Origin of the sequence: Gordonia liuliyuniae (assembly GCF_021738805.1) — a bacterium.
In the GTDB taxonomy this organism is placed as follows: Bacteria; Actinomycetota; Actinomycetes; order Mycobacteriales; family Mycobacteriaceae; genus Gordonia; species Gordonia liuliyuniae.
In genome coordinates this window covers 142,995-169,298 of record NZ_JAKKOR010000012.1, presented here as the reverse complement: position 1 = coordinate 169,298, position 26,304 = coordinate 142,995, and the positions used below count along the sequence as shown (strand labels likewise).

The 26,304-nt window shown below is 67.8% G+C and carries 22 protein-coding genes; 14 read left to right on the top strand and 8 right to left on the bottom strand.

Features of this window, described 5'->3' with window-relative positions; translation table 11 throughout:
• Positions 1 to 9 precede the first annotated feature (9 nt).
• Positions 10 to 2,388, bottom strand: coding sequence for an acetyl-CoA acetyltransferase (locus L5G33_RS16715; RefSeq protein ID WP_236999293.1), 2,379 nt, complete (start codon positions 2,386 to 2,388; stop codon positions 10 to 12).
• An 81-nt stretch (positions 2,389 to 2,469) separates the two neighbouring features.
• On the opposite strand from L5G33_RS16715, the gene L5G33_RS16710 reads away from it, so the two are divergent.
• Together L5G33_RS16710 and L5G33_RS16705 are read left to right on the top strand one after the other, a co-directional pair.
• Positions 2,470 to 3,750 (top strand): WS/DGAT domain-containing protein, encoded by a 1,281-nt coding sequence (locus tag L5G33_RS16710; protein ID WP_236999292.1) that lies wholly within the window; start codon positions 2,470 to 2,472, stop codon positions 3,748 to 3,750.
• 134 nt (positions 3,751 to 3,884) lie between these two features.
• The gene (locus tag L5G33_RS16705; protein ID WP_236999291.1) at positions 3,885 to 5,393 is read left to right on the top strand and encodes a DUF222 domain-containing protein; all 1,509 of its coding nucleotides are present in this window, start codon (positions 3,885 to 3,887) and stop codon (positions 5,391 to 5,393) included.
• A gap of 123 nt (positions 5,394 to 5,516) precedes the next feature.
• Here L5G33_RS16705 and L5G33_RS16700 read toward each other — a convergent pair whose 3' ends face one another.
• On the bottom strand, positions 5,517 to 6,557 hold the full coding sequence (locus L5G33_RS16700; RefSeq protein ID WP_236999290.1) for a hypothetical protein: 1,041 nt from the start codon (positions 6,555 to 6,557) through the stop codon (positions 5,517 to 5,519).
• Positions 6,558 to 6,591: 34 nt separating this feature from the next.
• Positions 6,592 to 7,155: an HhH-GPD-type base excision DNA repair protein gene (locus L5G33_RS16695; RefSeq protein WP_236999289.1), complete on the bottom strand. Its 564-nt coding sequence runs from the start codon at positions 7,153 to 7,155 to the stop codon at positions 6,592 to 6,594.
• A gap of 65 nt (positions 7,156 to 7,220) precedes the next feature.
• Between L5G33_RS16695 and L5G33_RS16690 the strand changes: the two genes are divergently transcribed.
• On the top strand, positions 7,221 to 7,727 hold the full coding sequence (locus L5G33_RS16690; RefSeq protein WP_236999288.1) for a hypothetical protein: 507 nt from the start codon (positions 7,221 to 7,223) through the stop codon (positions 7,725 to 7,727).
• A 49-nt stretch (positions 7,728 to 7,776) separates the two neighbouring features.
• On the opposite strand, the gene L5G33_RS16685 is transcribed toward L5G33_RS16690, so the two are convergent.
• The 3 genes from L5G33_RS16685 to L5G33_RS16675 all read right to left on the bottom strand — a co-directional run bounded on the left by L5G33_RS16685 (position 7,777) and on the right by L5G33_RS16675 (position 11,107).
• The gene (locus L5G33_RS16685; RefSeq protein WP_236999287.1) at positions 7,777 to 9,006 is read right to left on the bottom strand and encodes an alpha/beta hydrolase; all 1,230 of its coding nucleotides are present in this window, start codon (positions 9,004 to 9,006) and stop codon (positions 7,777 to 7,779) included.
• A 46-nt stretch (positions 9,007 to 9,052) separates the two neighbouring features.
• Positions 9,053 to 10,057: a hypothetical protein gene (locus L5G33_RS16680; protein ID WP_236999286.1), complete on the bottom strand. Its 1,005-nt coding sequence runs from the start codon at positions 10,055 to 10,057 to the stop codon at positions 9,053 to 9,055.
• 186 nt (positions 10,058 to 10,243) lie between these two features.
• Positions 10,244 to 11,107 carry an Rv1157c family protein gene (locus L5G33_RS16675; RefSeq protein WP_236999285.1) on the bottom strand — a complete coding sequence of 288 codons (864 nt, stop codon included), beginning with the start codon at positions 11,105 to 11,107 and terminating at the stop codon, positions 10,244 to 10,246.
• A 310-nt stretch (positions 11,108 to 11,417) separates the two neighbouring features.
• On the opposite strand from L5G33_RS16675, the gene L5G33_RS16670 reads away from it, so the two are divergent.
• From L5G33_RS16670 to L5G33_RS16655, 4 genes are read left to right on the top strand one after another with little or no spacing between them, the layout of a single operon-like run.
• A complete protein-coding gene (locus L5G33_RS16670) occupies positions 11,418 to 12,428 on the top strand; it encodes a thiamine ABC transporter substrate-binding protein (RefSeq protein WP_236999284.1) in 1,011 nt (336 codons plus the stop codon).
• Complete coding sequence (locus tag L5G33_RS16665; RefSeq protein ID WP_236999283.1) at positions 12,392 to 14,050, top strand: ABC transporter permease; 1,659 nt, start codon at positions 12,392 to 12,394, stop codon at positions 14,048 to 14,050. The genes L5G33_RS16670 and L5G33_RS16665 overlap by 37 nt, the downstream gene beginning before the upstream one ends.
• Positions 14,044 to 15,063: an ABC transporter ATP-binding protein gene (locus L5G33_RS16660; protein ID WP_236999282.1), complete on the top strand. Its 1,020-nt coding sequence runs from the start codon at positions 14,044 to 14,046 to the stop codon at positions 15,061 to 15,063. Before L5G33_RS16665 ends, L5G33_RS16660 begins: the two co-directional genes overlap by 7 nt.
• Positions 15,060 to 15,464, top strand: coding sequence for a (deoxy)nucleoside triphosphate pyrophosphohydrolase (locus L5G33_RS16655; RefSeq protein ID WP_236999281.1), 405 nt, complete (start codon positions 15,060 to 15,062; stop codon positions 15,462 to 15,464). Before L5G33_RS16660 ends, L5G33_RS16655 begins: the two co-directional genes overlap by 4 nt.
• 14 nt (positions 15,465 to 15,478) lie before the next feature.
• Here L5G33_RS16655 and L5G33_RS16650 read toward each other — a convergent pair whose 3' ends face one another.
• Complete coding sequence (locus L5G33_RS16650) at positions 15,479 to 15,655, bottom strand: hypothetical protein (protein WP_236999280.1); 177 nt, start codon at positions 15,653 to 15,655, stop codon at positions 15,479 to 15,481.
• A 114-nt stretch (positions 15,656 to 15,769) separates the two neighbouring features.
• Here L5G33_RS16650 and typA point away from each other — a divergent pair, with 114 nt between their 5' ends.
• The 7 genes from typA to dapC all read left to right on the top strand — a co-directional run bounded on the left by typA (position 15,770) and on the right by dapC (position 25,170).
• Entirely contained in the window at positions 15,770 to 17,677 is a 1,908-nt protein-coding gene (typA, locus tag L5G33_RS16645) for a translational GTPase TypA (RefSeq protein WP_236999279.1), read from the top strand.
• A 34-nt stretch (positions 17,678 to 17,711) separates the two neighbouring features.
• On the top strand, positions 17,712 to 19,646 hold the full coding sequence (locus L5G33_RS16640) for an ABC transporter family substrate-binding protein (protein WP_236999278.1): 1,935 nt from the start codon (positions 17,712 to 17,714) through the stop codon (positions 19,644 to 19,646).
• Positions 19,643 to 20,515: an N-acetyl-1-D-myo-inositol-2-amino-2-deoxy-alpha-D-glucopyranoside deacetylase gene (mshB, locus tag L5G33_RS16635; protein ID WP_308191593.1), complete on the top strand. Its 873-nt coding sequence runs from the start codon at positions 19,643 to 19,645 to the stop codon at positions 20,513 to 20,515. The genes L5G33_RS16640 and mshB overlap by 4 nt, the downstream gene beginning before the upstream one ends.
• Entirely contained in the window at positions 20,512 to 20,865 is a 354-nt protein-coding gene (locus tag L5G33_RS16630) for a hypothetical protein (RefSeq protein WP_236999277.1), read from the top strand. Before mshB ends, L5G33_RS16630 begins: the two co-directional genes overlap by 4 nt.
• Positions 20,866 to 20,998: 133 nt before the next feature.
• Positions 20,999 to 23,554 carry a bifunctional FO biosynthesis protein CofGH gene (locus L5G33_RS16625; protein WP_236999391.1) on the top strand — a complete coding sequence of 852 codons (2,556 nt, stop codon included), beginning with the start codon at positions 20,999 to 21,001 and terminating at the stop codon, positions 23,552 to 23,554.
• Between the two features lie 175 nt (positions 23,555 to 23,729).
• Positions 23,730 to 24,056 (top strand): ferredoxin, encoded by a 327-nt coding sequence (fdxA, locus tag L5G33_RS16620; protein WP_236999276.1) that lies wholly within the window; start codon positions 23,730 to 23,732, stop codon positions 24,054 to 24,056.
• Positions 24,057 to 24,063: 7 nt separating this feature from the next.
• A complete protein-coding gene (gene dapC / locus L5G33_RS16615) occupies positions 24,064 to 25,170 on the top strand; it encodes a succinyldiaminopimelate transaminase (protein WP_236999275.1) in 1,107 nt (368 codons plus the stop codon).
• Positions 25,171 to 25,189: 19 nt separating this feature from the next.
• On the opposite strand, the gene L5G33_RS16610 is transcribed toward dapC, so the two are convergent.
• Positions 25,190 to 26,143: an alpha/beta hydrolase gene (locus L5G33_RS16610; protein ID WP_236999390.1), complete on the bottom strand. Its 954-nt coding sequence runs from the start codon at positions 26,141 to 26,143 to the stop codon at positions 25,190 to 25,192.
• Between the last annotated feature and the right edge of the window lie 161 nt (positions 26,144 to 26,304).

Genomic DNA, 26,304 nt, shown 5'->3' with positions numbered 1-26,304 from the left:
AGTCCTCGGTCACCTTCCGGTCCACTGAGGCGGGCGCTTCTGCACGAACGCCATGATCCCCTCGGTGGTGTCCGGGCTGACCAGAATCTCGTCGAGAACACCGAGGCTGTCCCGAACGGCGGTCACCGTGTCGGGCGTGGCGTCAGCGGCGGCCATGGTCGAGATCGATGCGCGAACGGCCGCAGGGGAGGCTGCGAGCATCTCCTCTGCGACGCCGCGGGCGGTGGCCATGACGTCTCCCTTCGGAGCGATCCGGGACACGAGTCCGTGCGCGAGAGCCTCGTCCGCGTCGAGTCGACGGCCAGTCAGGATCATGTCGCGAGCCAGGGCCTTCGGGAGCGCGCGCGGCAGCCGGACGAGACCGCCTGCGGCCGCGACGAGGCCGACCTTCACCTCGGGTAGGCCGAAGGTCGCCGACTCGTCGGCGACGATCACATGGCATGCCAACGCGATCTCGAGCCCGCCGCCCAGTGCGAAGCCGTTCACCGCTGCGATCACCGGTTTCGGCACGGTGGTGCGTGCGGTGAGCCCCGCGAATCCGTTCTCGGGCATGGAGAGGCCGGTGCCGCCTGCACTCGCTGCGAGGTCGTTGCCCGATGAGAACGCCTTATCGCCCGCTCCGGTCAGGATCGCGACCCACAGGTCCGGGGCGGCGAAGTAGGCCTCGAATACTGCGTCCAGTTCGGCGTTCGTCTTCGGGCTGATCGCATTGCGCGAATCGGGTCGGTTGATGGTCACCTCGAGTACGCGGCCGCGACGTTCGACGATGAGGTGCTCGTAGTCGTCGGCGAATCTGGGTGCTGTGCGCGGATGCCGTTCGTCCAGTTCGGTGCGGGTCAGCGTGACGACGTTGCGGTCGGCGGACGATCGCGCGTACACGGTGCGGCCGATCGGATCCTCCTGGCCGCACAGCAGGTCGAGGAGGTCGTAGCCCTCGGCGGTCGCGATGAAACGGGTGCCGTCGTGCAGTCTGCCGATGACGGTTCCCGCGCGATCGGTGCGATCCGGGTTGAGGACGGTGAACGATTCGATGACGCCGCGTCCGTCGGCGTATCGGGTGATCGGGATGTGCGGAGCGGTGTCGAGTTCGCGCTGTACCGCGTCGGAGGTCGATCGACGCCACGGTGTCGGCGTGGTCGAGTACACGCCGACCGAGTACTTGCTGAGGATGCCGCCGTTGGCTCCGACCAGACCGTACGAGCCGGGCGTCCGGCGGGCGCCCTCGACGATCTCGGCGATGCCGTGCATCGAGTAGTTGTTTCCGGGGCCGCCGAAGTAGGGGAGCCCACCTGTCGCGGTGAGCCCACGCGGATCGTCGGGTTCGAGGCCGAACGCGTCGGCGACGTTCGACACCGCGATCGGGAAGCAGCTGTACAGGTCGAGCGCCCCGACGTCGCCCATACCGATTCCCGCCATCGTCAGCGCGGTGTGCACGGCTGCGACGGCCGACGGCGCCTGCGACAGATCGGGCCGTCGCATCATCGGCTTCTCGCACAGGTCGGCGTACCCGTGGAGGAACACCCATCGCGAGGGGTCGATACCTGCCCGCCGGGCGGCTCCGACCGAGGTCATCACCACGGCGGCCGCCTGGTTCACCTGGTCGCGGGAGACGAGTCGACGGGTGTAGGGGACGCAGACGCGACGGTTGTCGTCACCGGGGACGGCGAGATCGGCCGCCGAGTAGACGCGGGTCGTCGACGAGTACGGATTCTGTGCCGCGATCTGCGACATGGGTGCGAACAGTGCGCCCATCTGTGCCGCGTACTCGGTGCGGGACCGGCCGAGACGGTGGCGGCGCGCGTTCTCCAGAATCGAGTACTGGGCGAGCGGCACCATCACACCGTGCCGGACCTCGTCGACCGAGGTGAGTCCGGCGATCCCGAACCCGCGGTCCTCGAGTTGACCACCGACCGTCTCGGAGTAGTCGGGGCGGTCGTCGGATTTGAGTGCCGCGCGGACCGTCGACATCACCTCGCACCCGAACAGGAGGACCGCGTCGGTCAGGCCGGCCGCGATCTCGGTACCGAACTCGGTCACGAGGTGCTGCGGGCTCTGTCCTCCGGTCACCTCTTCGACGGCGCGCCGCGGATCCATACCCGTCCGCTTCGCGACGGCGCGCGGCATGTTGTCGGGTCGCCCGAGCTGCGCGGACGACGCGGGACTCGACTTCTCGAACGACCGCACCGCAGCGGCGACATCGATCATCTCCGCGACAGCCGCAGCGTCGAGTCCGGTGTCGGCGAACGCCGCGCGGACGGCGATGGCCGCGAGATCGGCCTCGCCCAACCGCCGATAGTCGGCATCGTCGAGACGCTCGGACGCCTGTCCGACGCCTACGATGATCGGAGTGGTCGGATCGATGTCGGCGGCAGCGATGTTGTCATCCATGAATGGCATTATTCATCTCTCCGCTCGACGTCGATTCGAGACCCCGCCTCGGCGGTCGCGATAGGAGCTTCGATGCAGGCGATGGCACCAGCGGATGCGGCGATGTACTGGGCGTCGCAGGTGTCGGCGAACGACCAGTTCCTCCTGTTCGCGTTCTCCGGAGACGAGGCGGCGACGTGTGCGGCGTTGGTATCCGAGGTCCGTCGACGGGCCGCGGCCATCGTCGACCTTCATCTCACCGTCGAGACCGTTCCCGGCGACCTCGACTTCCCGCGGTGGGTGCCCGCACCGGTGAGCGACGATGCGATCGTCGGGTATCCGGGGCCCTACACGTGGGACGCGGTGCTGAAGGACGTCGCAGCGCTGTCGACGCGCAGCGGCGGAGATCTGTGGCGCGTCCACATCTTCGATCGGGTGACGGGAGTTCCGGATGCCGATTCCCTTGCACGCGTGGCCGTCCTGCAGATCTCGCACGCGCTGGGTGACGGGCGTCGGGTGTCGGCGATCGCGCGAGCACTGTTCGGCGGATCGCTGCCCGAGCCTGCGCGGGACGCGCGGGTCGCGGTCGGCGACCGAACCCTCGCCGCGGTGCGCGGAGGGATGCTGGTCGGGCCCCATCTGGTGCGGGCGGCGGCTCTCGGCTTCGCCGCGTGGGCGGCCCCGGTTCCGGAGGCGACGGCCGCCCCGACGGCTGCGACGAGAGCGAACACCGCTCCCGGCGACCGTCGAGTGCTGCGGACTCTCACGGTTCCCTCGGAGGCGGTGCGGAGTGGGGGACACTCGGTCACCGTCGGAGTGCTCGCCGTTCTCGCCGAGGTGCTCCCCGCCTTCCTCGACGCGTCGCGACGCGAGGCACGCGCCGAGGTGACCGTCGCCTTCGGCGACGACTCCGGAGCGAAAGCGCTGGCGCGCAATCGTTTCCAGACCGCGAGTGTGCCGCTGCATGCGGACGAGGTGGATCGGCGTCGTCGGGCCGCGCTGATCGCGGCCGAGCTCGCAGCGGTTCGACGTCGCGTCGACTCGCCGGGGTTCGTCGCGTCCCGGCATGCCGCAGCATCGGCGCCCGCAGTACTCGGCGCGACTGCGGCCCGGTTGAGCGCGGATGCGCCGCAGCCGGCGACGGTGTCCGGATGGACGGTGGTGTCGTCGGTCAACCGAGGCGCAGCCGATCTGACCCTCGCGGGCGGACGCGTGCTCTTCACCGCGGGTTTCCCGGCGCTGAGCGCCGCCCACTCCCTGACTCACGGTGTGCACGGGATCGGTGACGCGGTGACGATTTCCGTCTGCGCGGGTGCTCCGATCGCCGACGATGTCGACGAGTACATGGCTGCCTTGTCCGCAGCTTTCGCGCCCGCCGGCTGAGCGAAGGGGCAGAGCGTCGAAACCCTGCCGGAATAATCGTAACTACGTTCGAAGCAATTATTGAATACATCATATCTCTGGTCCTATAATTAGAACAACAGTTCGATATGGGCATTCTTGGAGGGGCGGTTCGAATGGCCGGAAACGTGTGGGCGAAGGTCGACCTGAGTCCGGTCGGCGTCGGTGGGGAAGCAGGCGGTGCGTTGATCGACGTCTTGCAGGCGGGCGAAGGCATGCTGATGTTCCTGCGGTTCGAGGCGATCTACGCGATGCTCACCGCCGCGGCTGCTCGTGAGGGCGTCGAGGTGGGCGACGCCGATCATCGCGTGGTCGATGTGTTCGCTTCGGTGGCGCGGGAGGTCGCGGTCGCGTTGCGGGTGGCGGCGGGGACCGCGGACCGTCAAGTGAATCTCGCGGTCGAAGCGGCCGAGCGGCTTCCACAGGTCGCGCGGTTGATGCGCGACGGTGTAATCAGCGTTGCGGCGTTCGGCGATGTCGTACTGCAGACCACCGGCGTCGCCGACACCGACCTGATCGCAGCAGTCGATGCGACGACTGCCGCCGAACTCCGCGAGATGGGTGGAGTCTCGCGCCGCGACGCGGGCGACACCGCTCGCCGCGCTGTCGCCGAACTCGACCCCGACGGCGTCCGCGAGCGCCGCGAACTGCGAGGCAAAGGTGTCCACGTCTCTCACGACGTGGACGGCTCGGACGTCACGATCACCACCACGCCCGAAGACGCCGTCCTGATCGATGCATCGGTGTCCGCAGTCGCCGACCGAGTATGTGCCGACGACTCCCGCAGCCGCGGTGTGCGCCGCCACGATGCCGCGGTCGCGCTACTCACGCGTGGGGAGTTCGCATGCGACTGCGGTAATCCCGACTGTGCGGCCACCGGCTCGGCGGCGACTGTCGCCGAGCGGTTCGCGTCGGTCGTCGTGCATGTGGTCGCCGACGCGTCCACGCTGTCGGGTGACTCGGACAAGGCCGGTTGGCTCGACGGGTTCGGCGTTCTCGACGCGCATCATGTGCGGGAGATCGCAGCCCGCGGCGACGCCATCACCCGACCTCTGGACATCGCCGGATTGGCAGACCACGCCGCTCAACCAGGGAACGCGTACCGTCCGACCTCGGCGTGCGACACCGCGATGCGTGCCGTGTTCGGCTCGTGCAGCGAGCCGGGATGCGCTCGCCGGGCATGGTCGTGCGACCTGGACCACGTGTGCGAGTTCAACCATGCCGACAACGCGGCGGGTGGTGCGACCTGCCCGTGCAATCTCAATCCGAAGTGCCGGTTCCACCATGTGTTGAAGACGTTCGCGTCAGACTGGGTCGACGACCAGATCGTCGACGCCGACGGCGCGATCTGGACCGAAGTCACCACGCCGACCGGGTATACCGTCCGCTCACGAGCCCGCAACCACTGGCTGCTGCCCGACCTCGGTCTGATCCCGTGCCGACACGGCGAACCCGTCGCGCCGGGCTCGGTCGACGATGCCGCGCAGCCGGACCGGGTACGCACTCGAACCCAGGCCAAACACGCCTACCGCATGCGGATCCGCTCGCGCCGTCGGTATGTCCAGGTGTGCGCGGCCGCTGATTGGGCCGCATCGATCGAACAGGACGGTCCGCCCCCGTTCTGAACCGTCGGCGCGGAACCAGTCGGGGCCAGCCGCGGCGAACGCCCTCGCCATCCGCCACGTCGACGACGAGTCAATCAGAACGTGGCGCTGCCGCCAGTGGAGACGACCGCTCAGCAGGAGGGGTCAGTCGAGCGGAGGGAGCTGCTCATACGATCCGCCGCCGTTGCTGCGGCCCGGTCCGCCGCGGGTCAACCGCTTCGGGAGACGTTCGGCGAGCCCGCCGATCGGCGCGACCGAGGCGTTGAGTAGTTCGACGATGTCGTTGAGACGGTCGACGGTCTCCTGCATCGCCGCGAGGTTCGGGGGAAGCGACGCGAGCGTTTCGGACAGCTCGGTGAACTTGTCGAGCGGACCGCCCTCCTCGATGAGACGGTCCAGCGCACCGCCCTCGCCCAGCAACTGGTCGAGCAGGCCCTCGTCACTCGCGGCGCGGTCGAGGAGTCCGTCCTGTTTGGCGAGCTTCTCGAGGACCCCGTCCGGGGCGGTCAGCTTGTCGACGATGCCGCCCTCGGACGTCAAGCGCTCCAGGATGCCTTCGTTCTCGGTGAACTGGTCGACGACACCGCCCTCGCGTGTGAGTCGGTCGAGGGGGCCGTCCTTGGCGGCGAGCCGCATCAGGATGCCGTTCTCGTCGGTCATCAGATCGAGGAAACCGCCTTCGGAGGTGAGGCGTTCGAGAATGCCCTCGCTGTCGGTGAACTGGTCGATGACCCCACCGTCCCGCGTGAGTCGGTCGAGGGGACCGTTCTTGGCGGCGACCCGCATCAGCATGCCCTTCTCGTCGGTCATCTGATCGAGGATGCCGCCCTGCTCGGTCAACTTCTCGAGCAGACCGTTCGGCGCGGTGAGTCGGTCGATGACGCCGCCCGGCTGGACCAATCGGTCGAGCGGGCCGCCGTTGGCCAGAAGCCTGCCGAACGGACGGTCCGGCCCGAGGAGGTCGGCCACTTGGCTGAGGATCGCGAGCGGGGCACGGACCGACGCGACGCCGGCCTCCGGCTCGACGCCGAGGACCTCGTTCACCTCGGACTCGATGCTGCCGGCGGTCAGTCGTACGACGTTGATGACCGACTCGGCCGTACCGAGCACGACACCGGTCGTCGCGAATCCGACGCGGAACGGCAGACTGAGGATGTCGCGTGGATCGATCGGTGACCTGCTCATGCGCGAAAGTGTACCTGGCGGTTGCAGGAACTCATCACTTCTTCGCAGCGGCTTTCGCGGCCTTCTTGAACTCGCGGACCTTGATCAGCGAGTCGCCGTCGACGACGTCGGCTACCGACCGGAAGCCCTTCTTTCCGTAGTCGCCGGTCACCGTCGTCCACCCGCTCGGCTTCACATCGAGCTGCTTCGCGAGGAGGGCGGTGAAGATCTTGGCCTTCTGCTCACCGAAACCGGGAAGCGCTCGGATCCTGGCGAACAGTTCCTTCCCGGTCTTCGCGGTCGCCCAGATCGCCTCGGTGTCGCCGTCGTAGTCGGAGACGACCACTCGCGCCAACTCCTGGATGCGCCCGGCCATCGACCGTCCGTACCGGTGCACGGCCGGGGGAGTGGCACACAGATCGGCGAACACCTCCGGGTCGGCCGCCGCGACCGCCCCCGGATTGAGCGAGCCGAAACGCTCCGCGATCTTCGCCGGACCGGCGAACGCACGCTCCATCGGGAACTGCTGATCCAACAACATTCCCGTCACAAGTGCGAACGCGTCCGTCGACAGCAGTTCGTCTGCGACCGGGTCCTGAGCAATCTGCAGATTCGCCATGACGACATGGTAAGCGGTGGCACACTGGCCGCATGCGCGAACAGGGGCTGAAGCGGGATACACACATGTCGGTCATCAGACGCGGCGCGGTGGCGTTGTCGGCTACCGCACTCGCGGGCGTCGGCATCGTGGTCGCGACGCCCGACGCCACGGCGGCTCCGTGGGTCGGGGAGCACTACGTGAAGACGATCCGGTGCTCGGTCGCCGACCCGTGGCCTGCGCCGCGGATCCCCGTATCGATCGACCTCTACAGCGGTATCAAGTTTCCGTCCGACGGCCTGCCCGGCCCCGCGATCTCGTTGCGGGCCAACGACCCTCGCTCGGGAGGGCAGTGGGGCAACGTCACCGAGTACACGATCTCTACGACGGTGAAGTGGAAGAACCTCCGGACCGGGCGCAGCGGGAAGGTGACCGTTCCCACGCGCGCCACCCACTACCAGTGGGAGGCCGTCGTTCACCCGGGCAAGGGGCCGGTGCATTTGGCGATCAAACAGAAGGTCGGTGCGCTCGCCTGGGTTCCGATGGTCAACCCGCAGTACCGCACGTGCACGACCACCTCGCCCAGTTGGTGAAGGCCCAGTTGGTGAAGGGCTAGTCGGTGGGTGAGGGTGCTGCGCTGATTCAGAAGAGCTTCTTCAAGAACGCGGTGAGCGCTGTCTTCTCCTGGTTATCGGCGTCCTTCACATCGCCCGTCAGGTAGGTCTTCGCTGACACCTTGTTGCTCGCGAGTTGCGCGGCCGTCAGGTACTGGAGGCTGGCCGGGACGTCGGTGTCGTCGTCGACCAGCTTCTGGCTCAACATGATCGGACGGCTGAAACCGCTCGACGGCAACGCGAGCTGCTTGCGTAGGTCTGAGGTCAACGTCCGCTCCGACGAGATCGGCTTACGCACCAGGTCCGCGACGTTCGACGATCCGACCGCTTTGGTGAGGGCCGGCTCGCACAGCTTCTTCGCCTTGGTGACGAGTTCGCGCCCACGCGTCGACAGCAGCGGGGCGATCTTGTCGGACGGCAGCGACGACAGGGTGTAGACGACGTCGGCGACAGTCGACGGCGACACCTTCGCCGATTGCGGGCTCAGGCCGGTCACCACGTCGGCGTAGCCGACGGGGAGGGTGGTCGCCGTGGCGCCGCGGAAGTCCAGTTTCGCCGCCCCTGACTTCGCCGACCCTGACGACGACGCGATCTTCGCGAGATCGACGGCGACAGCGGCCCCCTGTCCGTCGCCGACCGCAGCCCAGCGCGATGACAGCGACGGCTCGACGTCGAGGGCGGCCCGCACCGCATCGGTCACGCCCTTCGCGGCGACCGAGTAGTCGACGTACTGCGGGGAACCGTCGGTGCCGATCACCGAGTAATCAGGGACGACCACCGCGTAGTCCTCGCGCAGCAGGTCGGACACGGCGCCGGTGTCGCGAGCGACTCGTGCCTGAGTGGGTCCGCAGTCTTCGGAGACCCCGTCGGCGTCGTGGGCGTATGCGACGACCGGCCAACCGGCCGCCGGAGCCTTGCCCTTCGGGGTCAGCACGACGGCCGTCGTCAAGTGTGTGCGGTCGTCGCTGCCCTGCGTCCAGAAGCTGTACTGCTGACCGTTCGCGGCGCCGGTCACGAGGCTGTCGTCGGCGATGGGTCTGCTCGCGAACACCGAGCCTGCGGTCTGGCCACCGCGCGCCGTCTCGCCTGCGGTCTGTTCGGGGTCGGCGAACGCCTGGGTGGTGCAGACTCCGGCGCCGATGAGTCCGGCCGCCACGGTGACGGCTCCGACCGCGATCGTCGGACGCGACGTGAGCGCACGGCGTTTCGACCGTCCGGGGCCGGGGGTTGCGACGATGCGGCGGGGTTGCGCGGTCATGGAAGTGTCCTCGAGTCTTCTGCGGTGAACGTGGCGTTCGGCTGGGTCAGTCATTGGTGACCGCGCCCAGGGCGGGGAGGAAGTAGCAGGTGCGGCCGCCGGTCGTCGTGGTGCCGAAGACGGCGGACAGAACCGTGCCCTCACCGGTCGACGCACGTGCCATGCGGATCCCGTGGAATCCGTCGGCGGCGGCGAGTGCCTTCAACAGCGGGCCCGCGGACTTGTCGTCGCCGAGGGGCTTGAGTGCTTCCATCCCACCCTGCATCGTCGACGTGTTGAACCACGCGACCTGGAGGTTGGCTGAGTCGGGCTTGGACGGCGGAACCAACGCATACGCTGTCTCACCGTCGTCGACGGCCTGCAGGGCTTTCGATGCGTTCGGATCCACGAGCTTCAGGAGATTGTCGGCTCCGGTGCCGCGCAGCAGATTCGCCAGGGCGGAGTCCTCGGCGACGGGCCACGGCCCGGGCACGGCGACGGCGGGCGCCGTCACGATGCCGAGCGGGTTGTCGTCGGTCGGGGCGGCGCAGAACGGCGCGATCGCGGGGGAGAGCATCTGGGTTCCGGTGAGCTTCTCGAGCGTCGCGATCACGTTGCCGCTGCCTGCGTTCTCCGCGGCGGGCGTCGTCGCGGTGCCCGACACCGGACTGGGCGCAGTCGCATTCGGATCAGGCACGTTAGGATCTGTCGCGTTCGGATCGGTCGGGAGGAGCGAGTCGAGTGCGTCGGGGTTGATGCCGAAGCTGGTCAACAGTCCGGACGGGTCGATCTGTCCTTCCGAGCCGAGGATCGACGAGAGCGCGCCGATCGCCGATTCGTCGCCGCCGGACTGTTTGAGAGCGCGCAGGAGTTCTGCGAGTTCGGCGTCGCCGGGGATGCCGGAGAGAGTCGGGGTCTCGCCTTCGGGCGTGGGAGTGGCGGGCGCGGTGGGCGTGCTGGGAGTGGTCGTCTCGGGTTCTGCGGTCGCGTGCCCGGGAGCGCCGAGGGCGACTGCCAATGCGGCTGCTGCGCCGACGATTCCGACGCGAACCGAGTTTCTGACGACGGCCACTGGCTTCCTCCACAACTGCTGAGTCGCCACACGAGCATTGTTACTGGTGTGACAGATGGTGTTGGAGTTAATAGTGGTGCGGTCGGCGGGCGAAACTCAAGGAGCGAGTCCGAGTTGTGACATTGCCGCGACACGACAGTGCCCTCCGGGTGAGACCCGGAGGGCACTGATCGTCGCGGTCTGGAGTCAGATGATCGCGGTGCCGATGGTCGGCGCGATCATGCACGAGATGGTGCGACCCTTGGTCTTGGTGGTCACTTCGCCGTAGACGGTCGAGACGATGCGGCCACGGCCGGTCTTCGCGATACCGGTGAAGGTGCCCGGACCCTTGGTGGCGTTGATCTTCGCATTCGGCTTCAGCGCGGTCTGTCCGGTGCGCCCGTTCTCCAGGTTCAGCCAGGAGACGTACAGCCGGTGGGCCGACGACGCCTTCGCCGGGCCGGTGCCGAGGCTCGTGTAGACGAATCCGGCCTGACCACGCTTCGGTCCGGGAGCGGGAGCCGACTGCGGACCCGCGGTGGCCAGCGCCATGCCGACCGAGTTGCCGTTGCCGGGCATGCAGCCGAAGCCGAGTGTTGGGTACAGGAACTGCTGGATACGCGGCTTCTTCGGCCCGGTCGGGATGTTCGGCGCGTCCTTGTCCCTGGCTGCGTCGCGCTTGGCGGCCGGAATGGCGCCCGCGGCGACGGCCTGCTGCTTGCCGGGCTCGCCGAGGAAATCGATGAGGCTGCGCCAGGTGGCTCCGGCCTGCTTCGGGACGGCCGGGTTGTCGGCGAGGGAGCGCGCATGGTCGAGCAGCGCGGTGTCGACCTTGCCATTCTCGTCGCGTGTGGCGACCGAGCCGAGCAGCGCAGGGGCGAAGGTGCCGAGTGATTTGAGGATCTCGGGGTCGACGTCGGGCGCCTTGTCGGGGAGCGGAATGGTCTGCTCGGACGGCGTCTCGGCAGTGGTGGCGGGCTCGGCGTGCGCCGTGGCCGGGGCGATGAGAGCGCCGGTCACCGCGAATGCGGCGACGAGCGTGGCGGTGCGGCTGATGCGCGCGAATCGCACTGCGGATCCAATCGGTAGATGGGACGGACGGTGACGCGAGTCTAACGCGAACACCATGAAACTACTGAGGCTGATGTGAAAATTGTTATCTGTGTGAAATATGGGGTGACGGTGGCGTCATCGAGCACCGGTAGTCTCGAAACATCTGCCGTCTCCTGGTTAGATTCGTCAGAGTTAGATTCGTCAGGGACCGGTGCGCCGTTACGGCGGACAGCACGCCGCAGAGACCGCAGGAGACCACCGAGTGGAGAACCTTGCAGTGAAACGCAGAGGGGGGAAACGCAGAGGGGGGAAACGCGCAGCGCAGACGATGCGTCGGCTACTGGCGCTCGGCGTCGTCGCCGTCGTCGCCGCCAGTTCGTTCGCGTGTACGTCGTCAGACGGCGCCGACGAGGTGAATCTGCTGACCCACGACTCGTTCGAACTCCCGCAGAATCTGCTCGACAAGTTTCAGGACGAGACCGGACTTAAACTGAACATCGTGCGGTCCGGAGACGCCGGACAGCTGTCGTCGGTGGTGTCACTGACTCCGGGATCACCTAAGGGCGACGCCGTGTTCGGCATCGACAACACCTTCGCCGCCCGGCCGATCGATGCGGGGGCGCTGGAGCCGTACACATCGCCCCTGGCGAAGAACGGCGCAGCCGACTATGCGGTGGGCCCTCACCCCGGCCAGCTAACGGCGGTCGACCGCGGCGACGTCTGCGTCAACGTCGACGAAGCGTGGTTCGACAGCAACCAACTCGAGCCGCCGACCAGTATCGACGACCTGGTCGACCCCGAGTACCGCGACCTGACGGTGCTGATGGACCCGGCGACGTCGTCGCCCGGCATGAGCTTCTTGCTGTCGACCGTCGGCCGCTACGGGAAGAAGGCCCCGGACTACTGGCGCGAACTGAGCGGCAACGGCGCGCAGGTCGTGGCGGGCTGGGAGATCGCCTACAACCAAGTCTTCAGTGCCGGAGAGGGGCACGGCGACAAGCCGATCGTCGTCTCGTACGCGTCGAGTCCGGCCGCGACGCCGGGCACCCACGCCATCCTCGACAGCTGCTTCGCGCAGATCGAGTACGTCGGCGTGCTCAAGGGTGCGCGCAACGTGGAGGGCGCGAAGAAGGCCGTCGACTTCCTACTCAGTCCCGAGGTGCAGGCCGCGCTGCCGACCTCGATGTACGTGTATCCCGTCCAGAAGGGTGTTCAGCTGCCCTTCTCCTGGCGTCAGCGAGCGCCGGCCCCAGCGTGGACCGTGCGCATGGATCCCGACTACATCAACAAGAACCGTGAGGAATGGCTCACGCAGTGGCGCGAGACGGTGAAACGCTGAGGTTTCGCTCGCGCGGAGCGTTCGGCCTGGCACGTGGGTTCGGTGCGCTCGTTCCGCTCGTATTCACGGCCGTCGTGTTCGCGTGGCCGCTTGGCGTTCTGGTGATGCGTGCCTTCGACGACGACGACGCGACGACGCTCAGCCAGTCGTGGTCGCGGACCGGGGCGCTGGGCCTGCTGGGCGTCACCGCGTTGCAGGCTGCGGTGTCGGCGGTGGCGGCGCTCGTCGTGGCTGCGCCGATCGTCTGGCTAATGTCCAGGGCGAAGCTCCCGGGAACGGGCCTGCTTCGGGTCATCGTCACGTTGCCATTCGTGCTGCCGACCGTCGTCGTCGGTGTCGCCTTCCGCGCCGTGTTCGACGGTCCGCTCGCGTTCCTCGGCGTCGAACAGGGGTGGACGTCGATCATCGCGGCGCACACGTTCCTCAACGTCGCCGTCGTCGTACGGGTGGTCTCGGCAGCCTGGCAACGGGTGGATCCGCGGCAGGTCGCGGCCGCCCGCGCGCTCGGGGCGTCGCCGACCAGGGCGTTCCTCGACGTCGTCGCGCCCCGACTGCTGCCCGCTGTTGCGGCTGCATTCGCGCTGATCTTCCTGTTCTGCTCCACCAGTTACGGTGTCGTCGTGATCCTGGGCGGCGGCACCGCACACACTCTGGAGACGGAGATTTACCTGCAGGGCATCGGTTACGCGAGACTGCCCGATGCCGTCGCGCTGTCGGTGCTGCAGATCGGCGTGGTGTTGGCGGCGCTCGCCGTGGCGCGACTGCTCGGATCGGCTCGCGTACCGCAGAGCGGGACGACCTCGCACGCCGAGCGTCCCCGTGGCATCGGGTGGATCGCGGTGATCGCAGTCCTCGCGTGGATCGGTGTGTGGCTGGTGCTTCCGATCGCGACGCTCGTGGTCCGATCGTTGCGTCCCGGTGGACACTGGGGTCTGGTCGGCTATCGGGCGATGTTCGACGACACCTACGGCGAGTCGGCCGTCGCGTCCCTGCGGTATTCGGTGACCAGCGCCTTCCTGGCGACAGCGATCGCTGTCGTCGTCGGACTGCTCACCGCGGCCACGCTGACCAGAAGCGGCGGATTGGTGGCCCGCACCGGCGCAGTCCTGGCGATCCTGCCGTTGGGGATCAGCGCGGTCACCCTCGGATTCGGGTACACGCTGGCGTTGGCCGAACTGCCCTACGAGGTGGCGGCGTCGCCGCTGATCGTCCCGTGCGTGCAGGCATTGATCGCGATCCCGGTGGTCGTCGGCGTCATGGTGCCCGCGCTCGAACAAGTGCCCCCGCGGCTGCGGGACGCGGCCGCGACACTCGGCGCGCGGGGCCCACGCGTGTTCGTCACCGTCGACCTTCGGCTCACCGCGAAGTCGTTGGCCGCAGCCGCCGCGTTCGCGTTCGTGATGGCGATCGGCGAGTTCGGTGCGACGACGTTCCTGGCCCGGGCCAACACGACGACGCTGCCGGTCCTCATCGGCTCACTGATGGGTCGACCCGGCGCCGACAACTACGCGGCAGCGATGGCCGCGTCCGTCCTGCTCGTCGCGGTGAGTGCGGTGGTCGTCGCCGCCGTCGAGTTCGCGGCGCGCACGAGAACCGGTGACAGGAGGCGCAAGCGGTGCTGACTCTGCGTGATGTGTCGGTCCGATATGGGTCCGATGAGGTGGTGCACGGCGTCGACTGGGAGGTCGGCGGCGATGCGCTCGTGACGGCGTTGCTCGGGCCGTCAGGGTGCGGAAAGTCGACGCTGCTGCGTGCGATCGCCGGTCTCGAGCCCGTGGCGTCGGGGACGGTCGCATTCGACGGCGTGGACCTACAAGCGATCCCGGTGCACCGCAGGGACTTCGGAGTCGTCTTCCAGGACGGCCAGCTGTTCCCGGGGCGCACCGTCGGGCAGAACATCGCGTACGGCCTGGCGCGCCGCGGCGTCTCGCGTGCGCAGGCTCGGCAGCGGGTCGCCGAGCTGCTCGATCTCGTCCAACTGCCGGGTGCCGCGGACCGACGGGTCACCGAACTGTCCGGCGGGCAGGCGCAACGGGTCGCAGTGGCGCGAGCGCTGGCTCCGCGGCCGCGTCTGCTGCTCCTCGACGAGCCGCTCGCCGCCCTCGACCGCAGACTCCGCGACGACCTCGCCGTCGCGATCACGGACATCGTGCGCGACTCCGGCACCCCGACCGTGGTCGTGACCCACGACCACGTCGAAGCCGCGATGATGGCGGACGTCGTCAGCGTGATGCGCGCCGGGTCGATCGTCGACACAGCGGCGCCGCAACGACTCTGGCGCCGTCCCGCGAACGAGTGGGTGGCGCGGTTCCTCGGCGCCACCGACATCGTCGACGGCGTCATCGGTTCGGCTGCGCTCGCGACGGCGTTCGGCGCGATCGAGATCGACGCCGATCTCGCGGACGCCCCCGCAGGCCCGTGCCGCGCCGCGCTGCGTCCCGATTCGCTCCGGGCCGACCGCGACGACGCAGGGCGTGCCGTCGTCACCCGTTCGGCACCGCTGATCGGCACCTGGCGGGTGCAGGCAGTCATCGACGGCCGGGCCCTCGACGCGGTGTCCGATACCGCGGTCGCCGTCGGCGATCGCGTGTCACTCACGCCAATGCCCGAACGGATCGGTGTGGTCCGCGGATGAGCGGGGGGACCGTGGTGGCGGGCGCGATCTATGCCGACGACGGACGCCTGCTGCTGGCGCAGCGCGCGTATCCACCGGAACTCGCCGGGCTCTGGGAACTGCCCGGCGGGAAGGTCGAACCCGGCGAAACGCTCGATCAGGCGCTCGTGCGTGAACTGTGTGAGGAATTAAACGTCGACGTCCGAGTCGGTGTGCGGCTCGAGGCGTCGGTTCGCCTGAAACCGGGGCTGGACATGGTTGCCGTCCGCGCCCGGATCGTCGCAGGCATCCCGGACACGACCGAGCATCTCGACCTCCGCTGGGTGGACGCCGACATGTTGAACGCGATGGACTTGCGCGGAGAGATCGTGCCGAATGATCGGGCGTGGATTCCGGAACTGCTCGCTGACCTGCGTGAATAGTGGGCGATCGGCGCTCAGGCCGCACGCGCCTTCTTCAGTGCCTTGGTGGCCTTCTTCTTCGACATCGAGTCGCAGTCGATCTTGCTCATGCGGTGGATGACGACCGGGCAGCGCAGACACCGCGTCGATTTGCGGCAGCACTTCTTCTTCGGCTTCATACTCGCGACTCGGGCGGGATCCTTCTTCCCCATGCGTCGAGTTTAGCTCAGCCTAACCACATCGACCTAACGGTGAAATCGCTTCCGACGGGACCGTGCCGCTACCCTTACAGGGTTAAAAGTCCGGGCCCGATGAAAGAGACCTTAGTGAGCGCAGTCCCCAACTTCCGCAACGTCGCGATCGTGGCGCACGTCGACCACGGCAAGACCACCTTGGTCGACGCGATGCTGCGTCAGTCCGGTGTGTTCGGTGAACGAGCCGAACTCGTCGACCGCGTCATGGACTCCGGTGACCTCGAACGCGAGAAGGGCATCACCATTCTCGCGAAGAACACCGCCGTGCACCGCCGTCAGCCCGACGGCTCCGAGTACGTCATCAACGTCATCGACACCCCCGGTCACGCCGACTTCGGCGGTGAGGTGGAGCGTGCACTGTCGATGGTCGACGGTGTCGTTCTCCTCGTGGACGCGTCGGAGGGGCCGCTTCCGCAGACCCGCTTCGTGCTCCGCAAGGCACTCGCCGCGTCGCTGCCGGTGATCCTGGTCGTCAACAAGACCGACCGGCCCGACGCACGCATCGGCGACATCGTCACCGAGTCGCAGGACCTCCTGCTCGACTTGGCGTCCGACCTCGAAGACGAGGCCGCCGAAGCCGCCGAACTCGCACTGGAGCTTCCGGTGCTGTTCGCGTCCGGTCGCGCGGGTATCGCCAGCACCGTGCAGCCCGCCAACGGCGACGTGCCCGCGGGTGAGAACCTCGATCCGCTCTTCGATGTGCTGATCAACAGCGTTCCCGCGCCGAAGGGTGACGTCGACGCGCCGCTGCAGGCACACGTCACCAACCTCGACGCGTCGCCGTTCCTCGGCCGTCTCGGCCTGGTCCGCATCCACAACGGCACCCTCCGCAAGGGGCAGCAGGTGTCGTGGTGCCGCGACGTCGACGGCGAACCGGTCATCGAGAAGGCCAAGATCACCGAACTCCTGGTGACCCTCGGTGTGGACCGCGCGCCCGCCGACGTCGCCGTCGCCGGTGACATCGTCGCCGTCGCGGGCATGTCGGAGATCATGATCGGCGACACCCTCGCCGACCCGGAGAATCCGATTCCGCTCCCGCGCATCTCGGTCGACGAACCCGCCATCTCGGCGATCGTCGGCACCAACACCGCGCCGCTCGCCGGCCGCGTGAAGGGGCACAAGCTCACCGCGCGCATGGTCAAGGACCGTCTCGATAGCGAGCTCATCGGCAACGTGTCCCTCCGCGTGCTGGACATCGGCCGCCCCGACGCGTGGGAGGTGCAGGCTCGCGGTGAGCTCGCGCTCGCCATTCTCGTCGAGCAGATGCGTCGCGAAGGCTTCGAACTGACCGTCGGCAAGCCGCAGGTCGTCACCCGCAAGGTCGACGGTAAGACGTACGAGCCGTTCGAGCATCTGACGATCGACGTTCCCGAGGAGTACCTGGGCGCCGTCACTCAGCTGCTGGCCGCCCGCAAGGGCCGCATGGACCAGATGAACAACCACGGCAGTGGCTGGGTGCGCATGGAGTTCGAGGTGCCCTCACGCGGCCTCATCGGTTTCCGTACCGACTTCATGACCGAGACGCGCGGCACCGGCATCGCCAACGCCGTGTTCGCCGAGTACGGCCCGTGGGCAGGCGAGATCCGCGCCCGCCACACCGGGTCGCTCGTCTCCGACCGTGCAGGCAGCGTCACCCCGTTCGCGATGATCCAGCTCGCCGACCGCGGAACGTTCTTCGTCGACCCGGGCGACGACACCTACGAGGGCCAGGTTGTCGGCATCAACCCGCGGATGGAAGACCTTGACATCAACGTCACCCGCGAGAAGAAGCTCACGAACATGCGTCAGTCGTCGGCCGACGTCATGGAGACACTCGCCAAGCCGATGGTCCTCGACCTCGAAGCCGCGATGGAGTTCTGTGCCGCCGACGAGTGCGTCGAGGTGACGCCCGAGGTGGTGCGCGTGCGTAAGCTGCACCTGGATGCCTCGACTCGTGCGCGTGAGCGCTCACGCGCCAAGGCACGCGACCAGAACTCGTAAACCGGGCAGGGTTTGTGATCGGAAAGGTGCGTGGATGACCGGCACGGGAGGTTCGGTGCTGCGTTCTGCAGACGGTTTCCGGCGTTCTGCAGGTCTGCGACGCGTCGCCGCGCTGGCCGTGGTCGGCGTTGTCGGATTCGGATCGACCGCGTGCATGGCCGATCCTCCGCCGCCGGTCCGGGAGACGCTCCCGACGACGACGCCGAACGAGTACCCGGACGAACGCACCGTGTACGTGGCGACCGACTCCATCGGGTCGGGGTTCAATCCGCACATCGGATCGGACCTCGGCTCGGTGACGACGGCGGTCGCCGCGCTCACCCTGCCGAGTGCGTTCCTGCCGGTACAGACCGACGACGGCGTCCAGTGGCAGCGCAACGACGCTCTGCTCACGTCGGCGGAGGTCACGTCGACCGACCCGTTCGAGGTGACCTACAAGATCGTCGACGACGCGCAGTGGTCGGACGGGCTACCGGTGACCGGCGACGATTTCGCCTACCTGTGGCAGCAGATGTCACGGCAGCCGAACGTCGTCGGGGCCGCAGGCTACCGAGCGGTCAAGAATGTGGAGACCGGCAGCGGCGGCAAGGTCGTCACCGTGACCTTCGCTCAGCCGTACACGGCGTGGCGTGAACTCTTCACATCGCTGCTACCCAGCCACAGCCTCCGGTCCGAGCAGGCCGGCTTCCAGACCGGGCTGGACAACGGGAAACCGGTGACAGCCGGACCTTTCGCGATCTATTCGATCGATCGGTCGCGCGACGAGGTGCGGTTGATCCGTAACGACCGCTATTGGCGCAAGCCGCCCGAGATCGACCAGGTCGTCTTGCGTCGCGCGGGTACCGCGCCGCAGATGGCGCAGACAATCCGCAACGGCGACTCGACGATGGTGTCGTTGACCGCGGGCCCGGCGTCGGCAGCCGAAGTCGGGGCCATCCCCGGAGTCACGACGATCCGTCGTCCGATGACCCGCGGCCTGACCGTCAACATCAACACGCGGTCGCAGACGATGACCTCGCTGCCGTTGCGCCGAGCGATCCTCGGGATGCTCGACGGTGGACTCATCCGAGCCGCGGCGGCAGGCGACACCGTGGTGACGCCGTTCGCGAACACTGTGTACGCCCCGTCCAACCACGGTTACCGCGCGGTCGATCGCGCCCGTCAGTCGCCGCGCGAGGTGCTGGAACTGTTGGCGTCGGTCGGTTACCGTCCCGGTGTCCCCGCGCCGGAACCGGCTCCCGCCCCGGTGCCGTCCGGTGAGTCGACGACCCCACCGTCGACGTCGACGCCTGCGCCGAGCGACGTCCCGGGTCTGCCGTCCGGGGTCGCCCCGATCAGCAAGGACGGCGACGATCTCGTGGTGCGGATAGGCGCGGTCAACTCGGACGAACAGATCATGTCGTCGGCCGAGACCATCGCCGACCAGCTACGGGCCTCCGGTGTCCGGGCGGTGGTGCAGGGAATGTCGAACACCGAACTGTACGGAGCGGCGTTGCTCAACGCCCGGGTCGACCTGGTGGTCGGCTGGACCGGGATGGGCGGCGACCCGGCGACGTCACTGGCCTCCCAAGTGGGCTGTGAACCGCCGACGGCCGGCACCGAGGCAGGCGAGCACACCGAGGAGGCCGAGGGCGACGGTGACGCAGACGAAAGCGTTCTGCCGACGAAGCCGAGCGCCTCGTCGACGAGTCGGGCTCCGGCGGGAGGCAGTCACAGCTCGTACACCGGGAACATCTCGGGGCTGTGTGATCCGGAACTGATGTCCCTGGCCACCGAAGCGATGGGCTCGGACGATCCGGCACCCTATTTGACTCAGGCGGAGACGGTCCTGGCCGATCAGGCCGTCTATCTGCCCATCTACCAGGATTCGGTGTTCGGTGCCGCCACCGACAAGATCGTCGGTGTGTCCCTCGACGGCGCGCCGCAGGTGGGTGTGTTCGGCGACGCCGTCCGCTGGGGTCTCCGGTGACCGGCGGCGGGCGCCTGCGCCTGCTCCTCCTGCATGCGCACCCGGACGACGAATCGATCATGACCGGGGGAGTCATCGCCCGCTACCTCGCCGAAGGCGTCGACGTCCGCGTCGTCACGTTCACCCTCGGTGAGGAAGGCGAGGTGATCGGCGACCGGTGGGCCCAGCTCGTCGCGGACGGCGGAGCCGACCAATTGGGCGGGTACCGGATCGGCGAGCTCACGGCCGCGCTCGCAGCGGTGACGCCGGACGGGGCGACGCCTCCGGAGCCGCGATTCCTCGGAGGAGCGGGCAGGTGGCGCGATTCGGGGATGGCCGGGACGCCGTCGGCCGAACACCCGCGTGCTCTGTTCCAGGCGTCGCAGGCCGATCTCGTGGCCGCGTTGCGCGCCGAGCTCGATGCGTTCGAGCCACATGTCGTGGTCACCTACGACGAGGCGGGCACCTACGGCCATCCCGACCACAAGAGAGTTCACGAGGTCTCGGTGGCGGCGCTCGCCGAGTCGGCGGCGCAGACCGGATTCCCGCGCAAGGTGTACGAGTCGGTGACCCGACGTTCGACGCTCGACGCGGGCCTCGCGTCGATCGGCGAACTGCCGGACGGCTGGCGGTTGCCGGAGCCCGGCGAGCTGCCGAGCTACCCGGACGAGGCGATCACGGCCTCAGTGGACGTCTCCGCGGTACTCGACCATAAGGTCGCGGCGCTCGCCGCCCATGCCACTCAGGTGATCGTGGCGCCGACGCGGACTGAGTACGCGCTGTCGAACCTCATCGCGCAACCGGTGTCGCCGGTCGAACACTTCATCCGCACGGATGCGGGGCCGCGCGTCGACGGCGTCGAGGCCGACCTGTTCGAGGGACTGCGATGAGCGTCGGCGACCGGGTCGAACTCGGCGTCCTCACTGTGTGCGGATTCGTCCTCGCGATTCTGACGGTGTTCTTCCTGAACGTCCGGATCGGCGTGGTGCCGGTCCCGTTCACCGTGGTCGTCGCCGCGATCGGCACGACGCTGCTTCTGCGACTCACGTCGGCGATCACCGAGTCGTCGTGGCGGTACGCACCGCTCATCGTGTGGACGGCTGTCGTCCTCGTCGCTGCGGTCCCGGGGATCAACAGCAACGGTGCGCTCATCGGCGACTGGCGCGTGCTGCTCCTGCTCCTCTGCGGGCTCGGCGTCCCGGCCGCCACGACCTACATGTCCCGGCTGAACAACCTGTAGGCGCCGGGCCGGCCGAGGCGTTCGGCCCACCGAGACCCCGCCCGAAAACCACGCTCGCGAAGTCGTGTCTACCATCGAACAGGTGACGTCTTCTGAATCGGCAACCGGAGTCTCGGCTCCTTCGCCCTCGGCGATGCGGCGCGCGCTGCGCCGAGCGTCCGATGCGACCGCGCTCAACGTCGATGAGGCGGCAGTCTTATTGGCCGCACGCGGCGACGATCTGACTGCTCTCTTCGACGCTGCGTCGCGGGTCCGTGACGCGGGCCTCGAAGCGGAGGGGCGAGCCAAACAGGTGACGTATTCGCGCAAGGTCTTCATTCCGTTGACGCACCTGTGCCGCGACCGGTGCCATTACTGCACGTTCGTGACGGTGCCGGGCAAGCTCAAGCGTGCGGGCCGCGGCATGTTCCTGGAACTCGACGAGGTCGTCGCGATCGCGCGGGACGGTGCCGCACTCGGGTGCAAGGAAGCGCTGTTCACTCTGGGCGACCGTCCGGAGGAGCGGTGGCCGGAGGCCGCGCAGTGGCTGGACGAGCGCGGCTACGACTCGACGCTCGACTATGTTCGCGCCGCGTCGATCCGGGTCTTGGAGGAGACCGGTCTGCTCCCGCATCTGAACCCCGGCGTCATGAGTTGGGAGGAGATCAACCGACTCAAGCCGGTGGCTCCGAGCATGGGCATGATGTTGGAGACGAGTGCCCGCCGGCTGTTCACCGACAAGGGGGAATGCCATTACGGCAGCCCCGACAAGGATCCTGTGGTCCGCGAACGCGTCTTGACCGACGCCGGCCGGTTGTCGGTGCCGTTCACGACGGGCATCCTCGTCGGCATCGGCGAGACGTTGACCGAGCGCGCCGAATCGATCTTCATGATCCGTAAGGCGCACAAGGCGTTCGGCCATATCCAAGAAGTGATCGTGCAGAATTTCCGTGCGAAGCCCGATACGGCGATGGGGGCGTCGCCCGATGCGGAGATGTCGGAGTTCTTGGCTGCGGTGGCCGTGGCACGGCTGGTGATGGGGCCGCGTATGCGGATTCAGGCCCCGCCGAATCTGGTGTCGGCCGACGAGTGTCGAGCATTGATCGCGGCGGGCGTCGACGATTGGGGTGGCGTCTCGCCGTTGACTCCGGACCATGTGAATCCGGAACGTCCGTGGCCCAACTTGGATTCGCTCGCGGAGATCACCGCGTCGACCGGGTACACGCTGACCGAGCGGTCGGCGGCGCAGCCCCGGTATGTGCTCGCGGGGTCGCCGTGGATCGACCCGCGCATCGCGCGGCATGTCGCCGCCGTCACCGATCCGGTCACGGGTCTCGCCGTCGACGCGAGTCCCGAGGGGATGCCGTGGCAGGAGCCCGACGAGGAGTGGGCGTCGAGCGGCCGAGTGGACTTGAACACGGAGATCGACACGGACGGTCGCAACACCGACACGCGCAGTGACATCGACAACGCGTTCGGCGATTGGGACACGATCCGGGAGCAGGTGCTTGCGCTGGGCGCCGGGAGCGAAGCGAGCGGGCCCGTGGGGCTGGGCGCCGGGAGCGAAGCGAGCGGGCCCGAGCGTTTACAGGCTGATCTCGCTGCGGCGCTGCGGCATGCCGAGAACGATCCGGCTGGGCTTTCGGACGACGAGTACCTCGCGCTCGCGACTGCCGACGGGCCGGGTTTGGATGCCCTTGCGGCGCTGGCTGATTCGATTCGTCGGGATGTGGTCGGCGACGACGTCACCTATGTGGTGAATCGGAACATCAACTTCACGAACATCTGTTACACGGGCTGCCGGTTCTGTGCGTTCGCGCAGCGTAAGGGTGACGACGACGCGTTCACGCTGTCGACCACGGAGGTCGGCGACCGGGCGTGGGAGGCGCACGTCGCGGGTGCGACCGAGATCTGTATGCAGGGCGGTATCGATCCCGAACTGCCGGTGACCGGTTACGCGGACCTGGTGCGCGCCATCAAGGAGCGGGTGCCGTCGATGCACGTGCATGCGTTCAGCCCGATGGAGGTCGTCAACGGCGCGTCGCGCGGTGGCGAATCGGTCCGTGACTGGCTGACGGCGTTGCGCGAGGCCGGACTCGACTCCATCCCCGGCACGGCCGCGGAGATCCTCGACGACGAGGTCCGGTGGATTCTCACGAAGGGCAAGTTGCCGACGTCGGCGTGGATCGATGTGGTCACGACGGCGCACGAGGTGGGGCTGCCGTCGAGTTCGACGATGATGTACGGGCACGTGGATTCGCCGCGGCACTGGGTCGGCCACTTGAATGTGCTGCGCGGGATCCAGGACCGCACTGGCGGATTCACCGAGTTCGTCCTGTTGCCGTTCGTGCACCAGTCGTCGCCGCTGTATCTGGCCGGGGCTTCGCGGCCCGGACCGACACAGCGGGACAATCGCGCCGCGCACGCGTTGTCCCGCATCATGCTGCATGGCCGCATCGACAACATCCAGACGAGTTGGGTCAAGCTCGGCGTCGACGGCACTCGGGCGATGCTTCGCGGCGGCGCGAACGATCTCGGCGGCACCTTGATGGAGGAGACCATTTCGCGGATGGCGGGCAGTCAGCACGGTTCGGAGAAGACTGTCGAGGAGTTGCACGACATCGTCGACGGGATCGGGCGGACGCCGCGCCAGCGGTTGACCGATTATCGTCCGGCTCCGGCTCCCATGCTGAGCGTAGGGCTCGGCTGATTTCCTGGCGATTTCGGTACGTGAGCAAAAATCAGCCCAGGTCAGGGTGCGCTGATTCGGGCGGCGGAGTTCCGTCCCGATAGTCTGTATCGGTGCGGCTGCGATGCCGCCCCGACATGCGTAGACGATGCGATCAGCCCTCGTGTCGTCGCGGAGAACGAGAAGGAGAAGCGACGTGACTTACATCATCGCGGAGCCGTGTGTTGATGTCCTGGACCGTGCGTGCGTCGAAGAGTGTCCGGTCGACTGCATCTACGAAGGCGGCCGGATGCTGTACATCCAGCCAGACGAATGCGTCGATTGCGGTGCGTGCGAGCCGGTCTGTCCGGTCGAGGCCATCTTCTACGAGGATGATGTGCCCGACGAGTGGGAACCGTATGTGAGTGCGAACGTCGACTTCTTCGACGAGTTGGGGTCGCCGGGCGGCGCGAGCAAGGTCGGGAAGACGCCGTACGACCCGCCGTTCATCAAGAATCTGCCTCCGATGGGCGAAGAGGACTGATTCGACCGTGAGCCGTCTCCGACCGATCAGTGCCGGGCTCCCGGACTTTCCGTGGGACACGATCTCCGCGGCGAAGGCGACGGCTGCGTCGCACGCCGGCGGGATCGTCGACATGTCTGTCGGCACACCGATGGACCCTGTCGACTCGTTGATCCGTGATGCGCTCGCCGCGTCGTCGGAGTTCCCGGGGTATCCGGCGACCGTCGGGACTCTCGCGCTGCGTGAGGCGGCGGTCGGCGCGCTGGATCGGCGATTCGGGGTCACCGGTCTCGACGAGTCGTCGATTCTGCCGGTGATCGGCACCAAGGAGGCGATCGCGGGTCTGCCCGCGCAACTCGGGGTGCCTGCGGGCGACACCGTCGTGATCCCGGAGGTCGCGTACCCGACGTACGAGGTCGGCGCACTTCTGGCGGGTGCGACGCCGCGTCGAGCCGATCGGATCGCCGACTACGGCGACCGCGTACCGACGCTGATCTTCCTGAACAGTCCGTCGAATCCGACCGGTGCGGTCGCGTCTGCCGAGGAACTGCGGAGCGTTGTCGAGTGGGCGCGTGCGCACGGCAGCGTCGTTGTGTCGGATGAGTGCTATCTGGGTCTGACGTGGGAGGGTTCGGCGCTCTCGGTGCTGCACCCGAGTGTGTGCGGCGGTGACCACACCGGTCTGATCGCGGTTCATTCGCTGTCGAAGGTGTCGAATCTCGCCTCGTATCGCGCGGGGTTCCTCGCTGGTGACCGCGCGCTGATCGCCGAACTGCTCGCTGTCCGTAAACACGCAGGCATGATCGTGCCGTTCCCGATTCAGGGGGCGACGATCGCGGCGTTGAACGACGACGTCCACGTCGATGCGCAGCGTGAGCGGTACCGGGTGCGTCGCGCCAAGTTGAAAGCCGCCGTCGAGGGCGCCGGATTCACCGTCGACCGCTCGGAAGCGGGTCTGTACCTGTGGATCTCGCGTGGCGACGATTCCCGTGCGACGCTCGACTGGTTCGCGTCGCGCGGCATCCTCGTCGCGCCGGGCGATTTCTACGGTCCGGCGGGTTCGAAGCACGTTCGGATGGCGTTGACTGCCACCGACGAACGCGTCGATGCGGCCGTCGATCGCCTCGCACCCTAGTTATACCGGCCTGTCACAGTTACCGGCCTGTCACCTTCCCGGCGAAGTCGGCGACGGCGTCGACCAGTTGGTCCAGCCCGGGCTGCTCCAGCGGATAGTGTCCGGCGTTCTCCAGCATCACCGTCTCGACCGGTACCCGGGTGATCCGGTCCACGAATGGCTGCGACATGGACAGCGGCGACCACCGGTCGGCCGCCGGCTGGGTCAGGAGGATCGGGCACACGTCGAACTCGTCGGGGGCGATGTCGGCCTCGTAGTTGAGATAGGAGTCGAGGAACGCGACCGTCGCGAGGTTGCCCGCCGACGTGCGGTCGGCGTAGCACGCCTTCTTCGCGGCTCGATCGTTGACGAGCGCCCGCATCTTGGACACGGCCCTCATCGGCACGCGGACGCGCCGCGCGGGCGTCTGGGCGAGCGCCTTCATCACGCTCGCGCCGACGAATCCGGTCGCCGGTTCGATCGCGGTCCCGATACGGACGGCGCGCGAGGACTGGTCGAGGAATGTCATGCCGACGACACCGGCGACCTGTCGGTTGACGGACGCGATGTGGAAAGCCTCCATCCCGCCCGCCGACAGACCATAGAGGACGATGGGGCGATCGTCGTCGGCACGTTCGGCGTCGACGAGATCGGAGCCGATGCGCACCCAGTCGTCGTAGGTGACGACGGCGCCCGGCGCGACCTGCGTCACGCCGAAGGTCGGCATGTCGATGGCGATGGTCTCGAATCCTCGCTCGGCGAGCGGACGGCCGAGAATCGTCGACATCTGGCGACCGTTGGTACCGACTCCGTGGAACGCGATGACCTTCACCGCGGCGTCGGGGTTCCGATAGGTGTCGAGGTGGATGTGGTGGCCGTCGTGCTCCCACCATTCTTCGACGGGGACGGTCTCGTCGGTGAGTCGGTACTTATTCGGCAGGAAATCCGCGATTGTGCGCCACTCTGGCTGGTCGGCGTAGCTCGTGCGAGGCAGGCTCATGCCATGTGAGTCTGAGCCGGGGCAGTGGTCCAGTCAACGGTCGCGACGCCACCAATCCTGTGACGTGAGACACCTCTGCTGAACTGTAAAGATCGACCCGCTCACGACCCTCCGAGGGCATAGTGCCCTCGGAGGCGGGTGAGCGGGTCGATTCT

Bases quoted from the DNA above. Each gene is read 5' to 3' on its own strand.
- L5G33_RS16715 (WP_236999293.1), bottom strand. From the start codon at position 2,388: ATGGATGACAACATCGCTGCCGCCGACATCGATCCGACCACTCCGATC.
- L5G33_RS16710 (WP_236999292.1), top strand. From the start codon at position 2,470: ATGGCACCAGCGGATGCGGCGATGTACTGGGCGTCGCAGGTGTCGGCG.
- L5G33_RS16705 (WP_236999291.1), top strand. From the start codon at position 3,885: ATGGCCGGAAACGTGTGGGCGAAGGTCGACCTGAGTCCGGTCGGCGTC.
- L5G33_RS16700 (WP_236999290.1), bottom strand. From the start codon at position 6,557: ATGAGCAGGTCACCGATCGATCCACGCGACATCCTCAGTCTGCCGTTC.
- L5G33_RS16695 (WP_236999289.1), bottom strand. From the start codon at position 7,155: ATGGCGAATCTGCAGATTGCTCAGGACCCGGTCGCAGACGAACTGCTG.
- L5G33_RS16690 (WP_236999288.1), top strand. From the start codon at position 7,221: ATGTCGGTCATCAGACGCGGCGCGGTGGCGTTGTCGGCTACCGCACTC.
- L5G33_RS16685 (WP_236999287.1), bottom strand. From the start codon at position 9,006: ATGACCGCGCAACCCCGCCGCATCGTCGCAACCCCCGGCCCCGGACGG.
- L5G33_RS16670 (WP_236999284.1), top strand. From the start codon at position 11,418: ATGCGTCGGCTACTGGCGCTCGGCGTCGTCGCCGTCGTCGCCGCCAGT.
- L5G33_RS16665 (WP_236999283.1), top strand. From the start codon at position 12,392: ATGGCTCACGCAGTGGCGCGAGACGGTGAAACGCTGAGGTTTCGCTCG.
- L5G33_RS16655 (WP_236999281.1), top strand. From the start codon at position 15,060: ATGAGCGGGGGGACCGTGGTGGCGGGCGCGATCTATGCCGACGACGGA.
- L5G33_RS16650 (WP_236999280.1), bottom strand. From the start codon at position 15,655: ATGGGGAAGAAGGATCCCGCCCGAGTCGCGAGTATGAAGCCGAAGAAG.
- L5G33_RS16640 (WP_236999278.1), top strand. From the start codon at position 17,712: ATGACCGGCACGGGAGGTTCGGTGCTGCGTTCTGCAGACGGTTTCCGG.
- L5G33_RS16630 (WP_236999277.1), top strand. From the start codon at position 20,512: ATGAGCGTCGGCGACCGGGTCGAACTCGGCGTCCTCACTGTGTGCGGA.
- L5G33_RS16625 (WP_236999391.1), top strand. From the start codon at position 20,999: ATGCGGCGCGCGCTGCGCCGAGCGTCCGATGCGACCGCGCTCAACGTC.